At 53.0% G+C, this 13,946-nt stretch carries 12 protein-coding genes and 1 pseudogene; 6 read left to right on the top strand and 7 right to left on the bottom strand.

Going from position 1 to position 13,946, the window contains the following annotated elements; genetic code table 11:
* The first annotated feature begins 8 nt into the window (after window positions 1-8).
* The 5 genes from ACR0MQ_RS19270 to ACR0MQ_RS19250 all read left to right on the top strand — a co-directional run bounded on the left by ACR0MQ_RS19270 (window position 9) and on the right by ACR0MQ_RS19250 (window position 4,938).
* Window positions 9-1,397: a TadA family conjugal transfer-associated ATPase gene (locus ACR0MQ_RS19270; protein ID WP_170547190.1), complete on the top strand. Its 1,389-nt coding sequence runs from the start codon at window positions 9-11 to the stop codon at window positions 1,395-1,397.
* A 3-nt stretch (window positions 1,398-1,400) separates the two neighbouring features.
* Entirely contained in the window at window positions 1,401-2,372 is a 972-nt protein-coding gene (locus ACR0MQ_RS19265) for a type II secretion system F family protein (protein WP_480610199.1), read from the top strand.
* Window positions 2,373-2,382: 10 nt separating this feature from the next.
* Complete coding sequence (locus tag ACR0MQ_RS19260; RefSeq protein ID WP_010443529.1) at window positions 2,383-3,384, top strand: type II secretion system F family protein; 1,002 nt, start codon at window positions 2,383-2,385, stop codon at window positions 3,382-3,384.
* 224 nt (window positions 3,385-3,608) lie between these two features.
* Window positions 3,609-4,463 carry a helix-turn-helix transcriptional regulator gene (locus ACR0MQ_RS19255; RefSeq protein WP_480610197.1) on the top strand — a complete coding sequence of 285 codons (855 nt, stop codon included), beginning with the start codon at window positions 3,609-3,611 and terminating at the stop codon, window positions 4,461-4,463.
* Complete coding sequence (locus ACR0MQ_RS19250) at window positions 4,453-4,938, top strand: prepilin peptidase (RefSeq protein WP_480610195.1); 486 nt, start codon at window positions 4,453-4,455, stop codon at window positions 4,936-4,938. Before ACR0MQ_RS19255 ends, ACR0MQ_RS19250 begins: the two co-directional genes overlap by 11 nt.
* A gap of 467 nt (window positions 4,939-5,405) precedes the next feature.
* Here ACR0MQ_RS19250 and ACR0MQ_RS19245 read toward each other — a convergent pair whose 3' ends face one another.
* From ACR0MQ_RS19245 to ACR0MQ_RS19220, 6 genes and pseudogenes are all read right to left on the bottom strand, one after another.
* Entirely contained in the window at window positions 5,406-6,623 is a 1,218-nt protein-coding gene (locus ACR0MQ_RS19245) for a hypothetical protein (RefSeq protein ID WP_480610221.1), read from the bottom strand.
* Window positions 6,624-6,794: 171 nt separating this feature from the next.
* A pseudogene (locus ACR0MQ_RS19240) lies at window positions 6,795-7,205 on the bottom strand (TniQ family protein); the annotation flags it as partial.
* Window positions 7,202-8,146 (bottom strand): TniB family NTP-binding protein, encoded by a 945-nt coding sequence (locus ACR0MQ_RS19235; RefSeq protein ID WP_480610193.1) that lies wholly within the window; start codon window positions 8,144-8,146, stop codon window positions 7,202-7,204. The gene ACR0MQ_RS19235 and the pseudogene ACR0MQ_RS19240, both read right to left, overlap by 4 nt.
* Window positions 8,139-9,902 carry a transposase gene (locus ACR0MQ_RS19230; protein ID WP_480610191.1) on the bottom strand — a complete coding sequence of 588 codons (1,764 nt, stop codon included), beginning with the start codon at window positions 9,900-9,902 and terminating at the stop codon, window positions 8,139-8,141. The genes ACR0MQ_RS19235 and ACR0MQ_RS19230 overlap by 8 nt, the downstream gene beginning before the upstream one ends.
* Before the next feature lie 365 nt (window positions 9,903-10,267).
* Entirely contained in the window at window positions 10,268-10,861 is a 594-nt protein-coding gene (locus tag ACR0MQ_RS19225) for a hypothetical protein (RefSeq protein WP_480610189.1), read from the bottom strand.
* A 133-nt stretch (window positions 10,862-10,994) separates the two neighbouring features.
* Complete coding sequence (locus ACR0MQ_RS19220) at window positions 10,995-11,228, bottom strand: helix-turn-helix domain-containing protein (protein ID WP_480610187.1); 234 nt, start codon at window positions 11,226-11,228, stop codon at window positions 10,995-10,997.
* On the opposite strand from ACR0MQ_RS19220, the gene ACR0MQ_RS19215 reads away from it, so the two are divergent.
* Window positions 11,208-11,834: a hypothetical protein gene (locus tag ACR0MQ_RS19215; protein ID WP_480610185.1), complete on the top strand. Its 627-nt coding sequence runs from the start codon at window positions 11,208-11,210 to the stop codon at window positions 11,832-11,834. The genes ACR0MQ_RS19220 and ACR0MQ_RS19215 overlap by 21 nt on opposite strands.
* A 326-nt stretch (window positions 11,835-12,160) precedes the next feature.
* On the opposite strand, the gene ACR0MQ_RS19210 is transcribed toward ACR0MQ_RS19215, so the two are convergent.
* Complete coding sequence (locus tag ACR0MQ_RS19210) at window positions 12,161-13,741, bottom strand: tannase/feruloyl esterase family alpha/beta hydrolase (protein ID WP_480610183.1); 1,581 nt, start codon at window positions 13,739-13,741, stop codon at window positions 12,161-12,163.
* Window positions 13,742-13,946 lie beyond the last annotated feature (205 nt).

Here is a 13,946-nt window from a genome sequence, read left to right as displayed (position 1 = left end):
TCTAAGGGATGTTTGAAAAGTTTACACGCGCCGGGCGAACCAATGAGGCCGAAGTAATCCAGCTTAACCAGCATGCAGAGCAACTGGCCCAAGAAATTCAGCCTGAGACCACAGCAGAAGATACCGAACTGGCCGACTGGCTTGAGCTCAAAAGCACTTTGCACGAGGCTTTGCTGGAACGGTTGAACCTTTCGGTGATCGAAAAGGTTGAGAAAGACGTGCTGAGGCGCGAAGTCGCCGGGGTTGTTGGCGGTGCGTTGTCCCAAACCGGCAGGCCGCTGAATACCGAAGACTTCAACCGCATCGTCGAAGAACTTCTGGACGAAATTCTGGGTTTTGGCCCATTGGAGCCATTGCTGGCCGATCCAACGATCAACGACATTCTGGTTAACGGTTATCAGACGGTCTATGTCGAACGCTCTGGCCTGCTGGAGCGCGTGCCGGTGCGGTTCCGCGATGAAAAGCACCTGCTGCGGGTTATCGACAAGATCGTCAGCAAGATCGGGCGTCGTGTCGATGAACGGCAGCCTTGGGTGGATGCCCGGCTGGAAGATGGCAGCCGTGTCAACGCAATCATCCGCCCCTGTTCGATTGATGGTCCCAGTGTTTCAATTCGAAAATTCGCCCAGTCGAAGCTGACGATGGAAAAGCTGGTCGCAAATGGCGCTCTGAACGACGCCGCCGCACGGTTCCTGCAATCGCTGGTATACGCGCGACTGAACGTTCTGATCGCCGGCGGGACGGGGTCGGGTAAGACAACGATGTTGAACGCTTTGTCTTCGTATATCGACCATGGCGAGCGTGTAGTCACCATTGAAGACGCAGCAGAACTGCAACTTCAGCAGGAGCATGTTGTGCGACTGGAAACACGCCCGCCATCTCCGTCCGGCGACGGCCAGGTCATTCAGCGTGATCTGGTGCGCAACGCGCTGCGTATGCGCCCCGACAGGATCATTGTCGGTGAGGTTCGCGGAGCGGAGACTTTCGACATGCTTCAGGCCATGAATACGGGCCATGATGGTTCGATGACGACTGTACATGCGAACTCGGCGCGCGATTCATTGGGCCGCCTGGAACAGATGGTCACGATGACGGGTATCGAATTTCCCGCCGCAGCCATTCGATCCCAGATCGCGTCGGGGCTGCACTTTATTGTGCATCTGTCGCGGTTGGCGGATGGATCGCGCCGCGTCACCAGCATTTCGGAAATAACCGGGATGGAAGGTGAGATCATCACCATGCAGGACATCTTCGTGTTCCAGAAAAAGGGACGCGCGGAAAACGGCGAAGTGCTTGGTCAGTTTGTTCCCACCGGGATTCGTCCAAAATGCTATGACTTGCTCACAGCTGCTGGCGTCGATCTCGAACCCGAGACTTTCCGAGTATCAGGAGGCTGAGGCATGATCAGTATTAACACAGCCGAACTTCTTAACTATCTGACGCTGGCTTGCGTCTTCGTTGGAATTTTCATGCTGATTACCGGTGTGTTCCACTTTGCCCGTCGCGGTGAAAACCACGCCGAGGCTCGCAATCGCCGAATGCGCATGGTCCGGCAAGGCGTTACCGATGAAGATCGGCTCGCCTTGCTGCTTCCCGAGACCCAGACAGGGTTTTTTGCAAAGATCCCGTTTTTTGGGAACTTGCCGGATACGCTAGTTCAGGCGGGACTGCATGTTTCAGCGAAGAATTTTGTGCTGCTTTGCCTGTTTGGCACCTTGGCGATCGCAATCGCCGGTATGATGTTTCTGCCGCCCTGGCAGGCAGCCCCGATCGCACTCATCCTGGGTGTGCTTATGCCTGCTTTGGTGGTGAAATCGCGGCAGGCTGAACGCCAAAAAGCTTTGACCAGTCAGTTGCCCGATGCGCTAGAGCTGATGGCGCGTGGCCTGAAAATTGGTCACCCGGTCAACACCTCGATCAAAGCGGTCGCGGACGAGATGCAAGACCCTATCGGGTCCGAGTTCGGCATCATTTTCGACCAGATCAGTTTTGGCGATGAATTGCCCGACGCAGTTCAGGACTTTGCTGACCGGGTCGGTTCGGAAGATGCACAGTACCTGGCGGCAAGCATGGCAATCCAACACGGCACTGGTGGCGATCTGGAGCGGATCGTGTCCGTTCTGGCCACCGTGGTCAGACGGCGCATTGCATTGCGTGCGCGGATCAAGGCCATTTCCGCAGAAGGGCGCCTGTCCGGGTTTCTTCTGTCGATCATTCCGCTGGTGATCATGGGGTTAATGACGATCAACGCGCCTGGATATTACACCGACGTCAGTGACGATCCCGCATTCATCAAACTTGCAGTGTTGGTTGTCGTTCTGATGGTCTCGAACGTCATCATCCTGCACAAACTTGTCAATTTCCGTATCTGAGGGCAATTTCATGGAAAATATTCTGGAAATTATGTCGCTTCGTTTCGGGCTGCCAGCCGAAACAATTCTGCTGACCGTCTTTGGTCTTGGCGTTTTGCTGGTGTTCGTCGCCGTAACCTCGGCGTTAAGCCGTCGCCATCCAGCGGCTGTCCGTATCGCCAATCTGCGCGCCCAAAGGTATGAGGCCCGCAATGACCGTGGACTGTTGCGCGAAACTCTCGTCACCCCTAAAGGTCTTTTTAAGGCCGCACTGCCCAGTAGGGAAGCTGAGCGGCGCAAGATCGAGGATCAGCTGATTCAAGCCGGGCTGACCGGTCGAAATGCCCTGCGGATCTACACACTGACTCGGGTTTGGCTTGGGATTTTCGTGCCGATGATTGTGGGTCTGCTCATCGTTGCCTCAAGAACGCCTGGCATCCCTGTTCCCAGCGCGATTACGGGCATTTTTGAATCCATCAGCAAAGCCAACGCTATTCAGCTTATCGGTTTGCTGACGGCCGTCGGATATTTTGTTCCCGCGGCCTGGCTGAAGCATCGCCGCAAAGAACGTCAGCAGCGTATCCGCGATGCATTCCCAAATGCTCTCGACCTGCTGCAGATCTCGCTTCATGCTGGGCTGGGCTTTGATGCCGCTATGACACGGGTCGGGAACGAACTGGCGCTGGCCTCCCCTGACCTAGCGTTTGAGTTTCTGAACACCCAGCACGAGATTCAGGCCGGACGCCCCCGCGCAACTGCGCTGTCTGACATGGCGCGGCGTACAGGGGTTGATGAAATCCAGTCTTTTGCCACTGTTGTCCAGCAATCCATACGCTACGGGACCAGTATGTCCGAAGCTCTGACCACCTATGCGTCTGAAATGCGGGACTCACGCGAAACACGGGCGCAGGAACTGGCAAACCAGCTACCGGTAAAGATGTCCGCTGTTTTGGCTGCGCTGATGCTGCCGACGCTGATCATCATTACCGCCGCACCTTCGATGATTCGATACTTCCGTGGCTTTGGAGCGTAAAATTCGCGCCCGGATCCGCGGTAATCGCGAGTTCGGGCAGGTCATGTTTCTAAATCGAGGACAAACGGGCGTCTAGTTTTGGCAGATTTTGCCCAGTTTAGGTGAAAAGGAATAAGCTTATAAGCAGTTAAGTGGAGTCCGGCCACACAAAAAATCGAGACGCAATCGACGGGTGGGGGTGTTTGTCGAGAGGGTTGATCGGGTTTCGGTCAATGTTAAACGGTATGAATAGTTTGATTTCGGCGCATCGTTTCGCGCCCGGTGCAATGGCACCAACATCAGAACTTCTAAAAGTCGTGGCTGTCCTTTGCCAAGCGACACAGGGGAAAGTTCCACTGCTAAATGCGCTGCACGAAACAGCCCGCGCCATTGATGCGGAAGTCGTTTCAATCAGCCGGGTGGACCTGCAAGGCGACCAGCATGCGGCAAAGGTGCTGAGCTACGACGCCAATCACCAGACACCGGACAGTTTCAGCGGTTTCGATTTCTGCATCGCGCCTGCCATTTGCGGAAACAACATGAGCGGGGCCAAACTGGGGTCGGCTTGGTTCGGTGGACAGGATGACCTGTCCGAATACGAACATCTGTCAGAGTTCTATGCATTCCGCAGGTTTTCCGAGTCAGTTTCCATTCTGCTGGAACGACAAAATGGTGTCGCCGACTTTCTGGAATTGCATTTCAGCCACCCCATCTCTTCGGCCGTGGTAGATATTCTGAGCGTTTTGGGCCCTGTTCTGTCGGATTGCTGGAAGAAAAGATCTCTTGGTCGGTTTTCCGAAGCGAAGCTGAAAAACACGCGCCGAAAGCTTATCAAGAAAGAACCAAAAGGCATTTTGTCTATGGACAACCCTTGTCGGCTGAGTCGCTCGGAATATCGGGTTTGCCTGTTATTGGCGCGCGGATTGAACAACAACGCCTTGTTGTCCGAGTTATCGATTTCAATTTCGACACTGCGTACGCATCTTCGCAATATCTACGTCAAAACAGAAACGTCATCTCAACCCGAATTGATCCATGATTTGCTGACCCCGATGGTCAAGCGCCAATCGCTGAATGCAGGTAGCGAATATGTCGCCTGAAGTCGCGCAGTTCGTCCCTTTGATCGTCATTACTCCGCTTTTGGCTGCAATGGCATGGAATGACCTGAAGAACCTCAGGATATCCAATAAGCTGGTGCTGATAATGCTCGCCGCTTTTGTCCTCTCCGCGCCCGTGTTTCTATCCTTCCACGAGACGGTATACCGCGCGGTCTTCGGCGTCGGCGTATTTGTCGTTGGTTTTCTTGGTTTCACGCTGCGCCTGTGGGGTGGAGGCGACGTAAAGGCAATCGCCGCGCTGACATTGTTTGTGCCCAGCTACTTTCTGTTGCTGTTCTTTTACACTTTCACCATGTCCATGGTCGTGGGCATGCTGTTTGTGATCACTAGCCGCTCGATAATTGGATTTCCGGAATGTCGCTGGCTCGCATTGCGACCAAAAGCCAGCTATCCGATGGGTGTATCGATAGCCATGTCGGGTGTATTATTGCCCTTGATTGCGATGGGTTTGGGGTAGTACTTCCAGGGTAGTCTTAGGCCTTGCCCGATACTTCTATGTGCTTTGTTATTGTGTCGCCGCACACTGCAAGACGCCGTGCAAGAGTACCAGCCTCTTTAGGGCATCTAGTACGCAACGACACCCGGAGAGACCTACGTTTGGTGTTTGCTCTAGTGTGGGGTTTTGGTCTTGTGTAGGGCAGTGGCCAACGGAAGTAATAGATGCCGTGTCGGGACAGTGAGAGGTACGCATGCAGCTTCATTTTGTGTCACACCTGTGTGTCACACCGCTCTAATGCTTGCTACCTAGTTGTATTGTTGGCTCGACCCTCAAAGGTTTTCCTTTTTCGCCCGAAAAAGCATAATGAAATCAATGTGCGGTAATTCGATTGCTGCACCTGACATTCCTTTTTGGCAGCATAGTTTTTCCTCCCAATGGCAAAGAAAAAGCCAGCGATACGCTGGTTTGCAAGAACATGTATAAACTTAGTGTAGATCGCGTCGGCGAAATACTATGCGGTTTTTTCCGTTTATTGCCAGTGGCTCGACACCCTGCCTGTAAAGCTCCATACACATATTGGATACGTCCCGTTGGAGATCCGCTGCCAAAGCTTTAGCCGAGACATACGCTTTTCCGAACTCGGCTACGGAAGCCGCGTCGACGACCTTCCATCTTTGCGACGATCGGCCCTTTGTGAGAGCAGGGGTCAGTAATCCGTCACTCATCAAGTTGCTTACGGTTGTAGTGTCTAGTTTCAAGATTTCCGCGGATTCTGACAGGGTCAGAGCCCCGCTTTTTGTCGTGCCGATGCATTGCTTCAGCCTTGAAATTGAGACCAGCAGATCTGGCAGCCTTTTTGCACCCTCATTGGCGGAAACCAAAGGAATATCGTGGTTCAGAATCATGCGCACAAGCTCATTCGTGGAGCACTGACAAGGCAACGTGGCTTCGGTTAATGACATTTCATCACCTCTCAACTCTTCGCCTCGATCCAGCTGTTGACGCAGCCTTTTAAGAAACTCTTCTATGTCTCGAGGATCAAAATATGGCGCGTTTCTTGCTAGCAAACCTTCCCGTCTGACAAGGCCAGCGATTACGAGTTTTCTCAAAACGTTATAGTCCACTCCCAGCATTTCTGCGGCTTCACGGCCGCCGATGTTCGTGGATGTTTCTTGTGCAATCTGGAAGAGAAGTTCTGAGCTAGGGTATTTCATCAGTATAAATCTTTTCGAATTGGGCTCCTGTTTGGCATATCCACGCTTCAAAAGCTGGTGTTTCAGCATTCTTTGTTTAATGCCAAATTCAGCAGCGCCACTGGAAATCGAATGAATGGTTTGTTCCGGGCAAGGTATGCCGAGAACAAGTGCTCCTTTTGAAACTGGAAAATTTGACCAGATGAATTCGCTTAGAATCCTGCGCACAGGATCAAAACTAGGGTCATTTGCGCGACCTTGGAGCCATCGTAAGAAGTTACGGTATAAAGATCCGTACGTCATTTTCTGGGGTGCGCTATTGGATTGCAGCCGCTTCAGAGATCGAAACCAAGCCTTTTTGCCGCAGCGAAGAACATTGTATCCGACAGCACCCGCTTCAAGCCATTGCTGCTCCGATTTCTTTGCTCTGTTGTAATCTGGTCCAAACAGGAGCAAGGCACCGAAATTCTCACAAAGCTGAGCTACTACATGGAATTCCAGATGATCCAACCAGCTGCCCTGACGGCCTTCTCGCAATCTGGAGATTAGATATCTCTCTAGCGACTGGTGAATCGGGTCGACGAATTCGGGCGGTGGCGCTCGGAATACATCGAGGAGCCTGCTGTAGTCAAAGGTTTGCTTGCCATGTTTTGGGGGTGGTATTTCAACCAAGATGCAATGGTGGATCGTGCATGATTTGATTGAAGAAAGTTGCCAAATCCCATTGTGAAAAGGTCGATGTTGATCCGTGTTTGGCTCTGAACGAATGCACAGTGGGCAGACTCGAACTCTGGATCTGGTGAACGCGGTAAACTTAAGGCGTTGCCCGTGGAACTTTAGCCTGGTCGCAGACTCTCTCTCCGGTGTAGCAGCTCTGAGTTTGGCTGGATCGAACCCGGCTAGTAACGCCAACCGACCAACTTCGACGGGGTGTCCGGCCTTCAGATGTGCAAGGTCAATTCCCATGTCCGCGCAAAAAGCTCGAAGAGACGGCGCCCCGTTTCTCCTAGCCAGACGCGACGCTAGAGAGGTGGCAGTTTCAAACTCAATATACGAAACCGAAAGCGGCAAAGCAGTCCTGACGTCGATCATGTCACCATCCCTCCAAACACTCGCCGTGCGTCTATTTTGTAGTAGTCATCCGCGATGAAAGGGTTGAACGCATCTGGGCAGGCGGTTCTAACCTCGAAAGCACGAGCAAAATGGTTCTTGGTCAAGACTGTTGAGCCAGACAAATAGGCTGCTTCGATTGCCGCAATTGTGATTTCGATTACGAGGCCAAACTGAAATGCCGCTGCGTGGATGAGTCGCTCCGCAAAACGAAGGTCAACGGCTTCGTTTGCCAGTGTCAGACTTGCTCGCGAAGAATAGGCCGCGACCAATTCCTGTACGTCACTCGTGTTGGCGGCCAGACATAGAGGATCGAAACGGACCGTATCCATTCGCCGAGCCAGCTGTGGGTCATGGTTTAGAATGTCGCCCAGTTCCAGTGTGCCAGATAAGAGAATGCCGACAGGCCAGTCACCATCGGTCATTAACGTCTTGAGCATGGATGCAACCGAATTCAGTTGGTGCTTTGTTCCGCGCGAGCTTAAGTCTTGTGCTTCGTCTAAATGCAAAAAAAGAACACCGCGTTCGCGAAGCTGATGTCTGGCAAGGTCCCAGATATACCACGCTTGCCTTTCTGCAGAGAGGTTATAGCCGAGCTCTCGCAACAACATATGTCCGACAAATTTCAAAGTAGCGGGGGAAGGCACGCGCAAACTGACAATGGCTTGATCGGTGAGTTTATCTTGACCAAATTTTGTATGCATTTTGGTTATGAGCTGCGCAATTGCACAACTCTTGCCTGTTCCCGAAGTACCCAAAAGCGCGATCCCATGGGCCTCGCGTGCTCGGGCTGATCGAATATCAACCAACCTCTTTTCGATCAGAAGCGTTAACTGCTGTTCCAATGGGAGGAACCTTTCATGCCGAAAGAAATATCCCTGTAGCTCAGCAATGCGTTCGGCGATTTTGGCGTGATCACTCATCGTCGAACCCCCATGTCGATTTGCGTTGACCCTTATCGTTGTCAGATTTTTGGTATGCGGCTCTATTTTCTGCCTGCGTTCCTATTGAGCTAATTTCAATTCCGTCAGCCAAAGGGTCGCTGCTGATGTTTGTGAGTTTTGATCGCTCAGCTGGGGAACGCAGCGAATAGTGCAACGTCGCCTCGTTTCTCAGAATTTCCTCCTTGCTCACATGGAAGGGGGTCAATTCCATTCTCGCCATTGCCGCGAGATTTGTTTTTGAAATGCGCTTGAATGCGCTCTGAACCATCTCTTGGCTCAGTTCGGCTTGACGCTGATGCTTGATGCGAAGTGTACGTGTGGCTTCTTTATACGCATCATAAGATACTCCATCGAAGCCCGACTGGTTCGCTGTTGCTGCGTGCCATTTCCCGGCCACTTTGACGGAAATCCAACCTAAATCCCTTAGGTCAACACGAATCTCCACCGTACGCACAGAGCTATGTTTGAACGCTTCTTTCAAAGCGTCGCAGTTGTAGCTGAGTCCGGCAAAGCGAACACCGTCCCCACGAATTTTTCGCTCAACAAACGGGTGTCCGAATGCTTTTCGCATGACATGCCCGTCTGGCAACACAAGCATTCGCTTTTCTTTGGCGAGCCGGTCCCAACAGTCGCGAGGGGATTCACCGTTTAGGGACCCATGCGGTTGGTTGTGATAGATATCAACGACAAAGGTCACAAGAATCTTGATGAGATCATCGTCACTTAGGCAAGCTAGTTGTTCTGATGGGTAGTCACCGCGTGCGACAGGATTGAAAAAAGTTCTACCAGAAAGCAAAGGCATTAACTGGTGACCCAGCGTTCGAAAGAAGGACTCGATATGGCCGCGCATCCAGGGGAGCCCACCAGGAGGATAGTGCAACGTGATACCAAGAGAGGCAGCAACAGCGCGAAATTCTAAAGAAATGAACGCCGATCCGTGGTCCGTTACAAGTACGCCGACCGCACCATGCTCCTTCCAAGGCATGGTACATGCGCAGGCTTCGGCAATCGCAGATTTGTCGGTGTAAACATCTCTTAAGGTGAGAATTGCATCTTCGGCAGACGGCGCCTTTGCAAGCCTCATCGCAACGATAACCTTGGTGGCGCAGTCGATGGCGACATAGAGCCATCGCCTGCCACGTTCTAACGCTTTGCGCCTTTCTGGCGTCAAATGTTCGAGCAACCCGATCGAGGCCAATAGGGAAATCACATCCAGCTTGACCTCATCCATCTCAACGCGTTCGAGAGGAAAAACGACGTCAACGCCGGTTTCGTACAGATTGTACTTTCTATTGGCGGCCGCGATGCCGTGGCGTTTTGAATAAACATAGTATGGATCTGCCCGGCCCAGCCTCTCGGCAACAGCCCTTTTGGACGGTATGTGCAAATGCTCCCGCCCTGCCGATTGCCGCGATCGGTTTTCGGCTTTGATGTTCGCGATCGTCTCATTGATTGCGGCACTCTTTGTTGGACGTTGTACGTCACCATAGATCTCGATAACGCGCGAAATCATTGCTTCGGTTTCATGGCACCATCGCAAGCCTCGGTTTCCCGATTTGCTGGTCTTTGGAACGAAACAAAGAGGATCAAAGCCGCTCTTAATATACCTGCGCAACATTTTAAAAGCGGTCTTACCGCAAGGAAGCTTGCGTGTTTGCATGATATCGCCTGACCGTTTGGCGCCGTTGTTCTCGAAATCACTGCCATCGAGCCTGGCAACTTCAGTCTGGAGCAAAAACCGAGCATCCCTGTAACTGCTGTCTGTTCTCAACAACCGCCCTTCTGACTCCAAACGCAGCATTGCGTCACAGACGGCTTTCTTCCACAGAACAGCATCTCTGATCTTTGGGTTTAAGACATTTATGAGGTCAATTTCCTGATGGGCTTTGCAGGTGCGATCTGCCCAATCGAAATAGCCGGGCCGATAGACAACGTCCGGCGACTTGAGCAGGTCGGAAAGTTCTTCGTGGGTGAAACTCTCAACAATGCCAGGCAGGTCCGCGTTTTCGAACAGAATACGCTCAGAGTTGACGTCGCAGGGGCGATACCGAACCGAAGACACCACGAGGAGGTCCGACAGCTTTGGATTGAAACAGTAAGTCATGCGACCGCCTCCGTGAGTTGAGGGCGTGCATGCATCAGCTGGCGAGCTGCTTCTACGGCGGCCCTCCGATCTAGTTGCTTTTCGGTAACGAGCAGTATTTTGTCCGCAAACGGTTTTTTTGTGGCGGCGGCTACAGCCTCGAGCTCGGCCACAAATCCGGAGCGGAATACTCGCTCCTCAGGCTTGATAGCAACGGCGACGCGCTTGCCACACTTCAAAGTCACCAAAAAGTCAAAGACGTGCTGAGCTCTGTTTCCGTCTGGTCGACGAAACGTAATCGCCGGAGGTTGATCCCAGATGGCATGAATGTCATCGCGCACTAAAGTTAGGCACAAAAAGCGATATTCAAGCATGCTTTCGTAGTGAATTTGGCGCGGCCAAGGAAAGCCGGGTAATTGCGCGACCAAAAGTCCGCGCAAGCTGGCTTTTGATGGCGAGATGACGTTTCTAGTCGCACGGCTCGCATGGGGGGTGCGGTAGGTTGGGTTATTGTTCATGTTTGTTGGCAAACGCCTTGCAGCTGTGGTTTTGCTGAGAGGCGCAAACTGCCCCTTCTTCTTGATGCTTTGAGAGAGCCCGCCGAAAGACATCTGTTCTCCCGGCAGGTTGACTTTTTCTGTGTCTCGGGCGATGAAGAAGTGTCGGACACGCTATTCGACACTTCAGCAAAAGGCTTCCTAGGTTTGGCGATCAGGAGGTCTTTTCCTTTTTGAGAAAGGCTTACTACATGGTTTGCCCCTCCTCAGACGAATAACGATCGGGAAAGAGCTGTTGAGGAGTTGTGCCGAGGCGTTCAGCGATGGCTGTTTGAACTCGGTGCGATCGTCGACGCCCCTTGCAGACAACTGTTACCGTTGATTGCGAGATATCAAGACTTTTTGCGACTTCGGCCAGTGAACTGCCTACGGAGCGCAGTCTGAATTTCAAAAGCTCATGGTGCTGGAGATCGACATTCATAGCGCCTCGTCAAACTACTTTGATCGTGCTTTCCTACGGAATGAATCAGCTGCGATTCTTTGCGTCAACGAACGAAGAGGATTTCGTCGAATTGTTTTCGTTTTACCCCCCGTTTTGGCGATTGAAATGATACTCCCGGTCGGAATCTCGTTTGTTTGTCGGAATGGAAAGGTACTCGCGCACGGAGTCAGGACACATTCTCAAATTGTGGTGCACCGCGTTCCAGCTAAAGAAATTCGGTCGACGTATCTGATCGATCCCCGTCTTGGGAGTTTTGCTGCTTGGTACTGTTTGAGTCTGAAGTCTGCGAAAAATGTCCTTGAAGCCAACGGCGTGGGTTTTCTGGCCCAGTTGAGAAGAGAATTTTCTGACGATGCCAGCTTGAATCAACTGGCGACTAGGCATGGACCAAAACCGGAGACGCTATCAAATTGGCTTGCAGGTGCGGGCGAGCCGATAAAGCGAGGCAACCATCGGCGCGGGATTGATATTGAAAAGCTTGTGCGAGTGTTCCGGGAAACATCATCAGTAAACAGAGCGGCAGAAGAGGCTGGAGTTCACTGGAGTACGGCAGCAGATAGGTTGAAATCCGTTGGTGTAATGTAAGTTGAAAAGCTCCCTTCACCCTTGCAGACAAAGCCCGCTTTCCTCCGAGTAACCGTCCGTGGGGCAGATCGTGGCGAGTGCCCGAAATGAGTCCCACTTTGACCAATGCTGCGTGATGCCCCAATAACAGCAACGCGGACGAAGCTACCTGACGCAGACGCAGCGAAGTTGACTCAAACAGGTCGTACAGCTTTATCAAAACACCCGGACCACACAGTTCCTTCGGGTCCAGACCCTCAGTACCCCAGTATTCAGACCCATGAAACAACGACAAATAATTCACTGACTTGAAGCCCAGGCATCCCGATGGGTTCAGCTCAAATATCTCACTCCGGTATCTCGCAACTGAAACTGTCTGGGGAACTCGGATCGCCAGAGCCGTCATACGTCACAACGGTCGGGTGCGCGCAGATGATCCGTCCGCCTTGACCGGTAGGCTGACGTGTGGCCGGATTGACATAAGGTGCATCAAGGTGTTCTGGCGCTAAGTCTGTGTCCAGCCACTCTTCCAGCGCAGCGATGTAGTTTGTACCGTCCGGTCCCGGCCCGCCCCGGCAATGGGTGACGCCAGGACGGACGAACAAACGCACGTCCTCGTGCGCAGCCGGATCAAATTCAAGCACCTTTTCGTAGTAGTCTATGGTGCCGTATGCGGACATCGATCCGTCCATCCAGCTGTTGTCGATTATCAATTTTCCACCATTGCCCCGAAACTCGGAGAGGTTCGGATCGTCGGCGTCGAGCGTCGGGCTGACGCGCGCGGCATGATGGGCGAAATCCGAAAAATCGTAACCCTCGTAAGTCCAATCCGGATCGCTGAGGAAAAAGTACCTGAACATCCCCATGGCAAAACCCCACGTCGCGTTCGGCATAGGGGGGGCAGGGAACACTTCCTCCGCGTTCTCATCGCCGGGGTGAAAGTCGACGTCTGCACCTTCGACGTAACCGCCGGTGTTCCACAATGACCAGCCGAGCGGGTTGCCGGGCAATTCCACACCCATAGGCATGCCCGGCCATGACGAGCCGCCAAACTCCACCTCGCGGTAGAGGTCCACCGCAACCCGGACCTGTTTCTCGCTCAGGCACTGGTTCGCCTGACCGTCCCCGCACTGCAGGCTTGAAACGTCAAAAGTGCACTGACGCGGGTCATTCAATATCCCGTCCTCAAGCCCGTCTATCGCGTCGCATTCGTCCATGATTGCACTCCCGATCAGCGCCTGGGCATCGACGTCGAGTATCGGCGTCACAATCTGGTTCGGATCGGGGAACATGTTCATGGCGTCATACAACCAGCGACCGCCAAGTTCCTGCGTCCAGGAATAGGCTGGGGCACCGGCGTAAATCCCTTCGAACAGGTCCGGCGACCGCTGGGCCACCATCAAGGCCTGACCGCCGCCGCGGGAACACCCATAGAACAGGTTTCGTTCGATTTCCGATCCGTAAAACTCGGCGATGATCGCCTTCGCGGTGACAGCCGTCCGGTGCACCGCTTGAAACCCAAAATTTACTTGCCGTTCAAGATTGTTGAGTGCCCAGCTTGCGTCGCCGTTGTTGCCCTTATGGCCTGTATCCGTTGTGACAGTCGCCCATCCTTCACCGAGAATGTTCCCCGCCAAAAATGCCGCATTGTTGAAGTCGCCCGAAAACCCGCCCCCTCCGCCCATTATGAACTTTCCGTTCCAGTCGCCCGGAAGCAGCAGTTCAAATCCGGTCTCAGTACCGATTTCACCGACAACTCGGCAGTGTGCCGCCGGATCTGGCACTACCTCTGCACTCAAAATCCTGACATCGGGAAAGCTTGGAATTGATTCAACGCTACAATCGACGGCATTGGCAGTAGATGCGACGGCGACAAAGCCACCGACCAAAGCGCTAGCCACGAAGTTTTTGATATGCGTAACGGGCATAAACTGGATCTCCTAGAATGCGGCCCAGCGAGGATTGCAATTTCCAGCCAATTGCACAAGGCGGTCGAATGGCCGCCAAACACCACACTCCAGTCATCTGACACAAATCCACAAACGACCGGGTCAAGGCCGAACCAGCTGCTAGGTTGACACGCTGCGACCGACGATTTTGAGCGGGTATTGGACTATTGCACGTGGGTCGCTC

The organism is Ruegeria sp. AN6 (assembly GCF_056540425.1).
The sequence above is the reverse complement of the archived record's forward strand: the minus strand, read 5'-3'. Positions and strand labels throughout refer to the sequence as shown.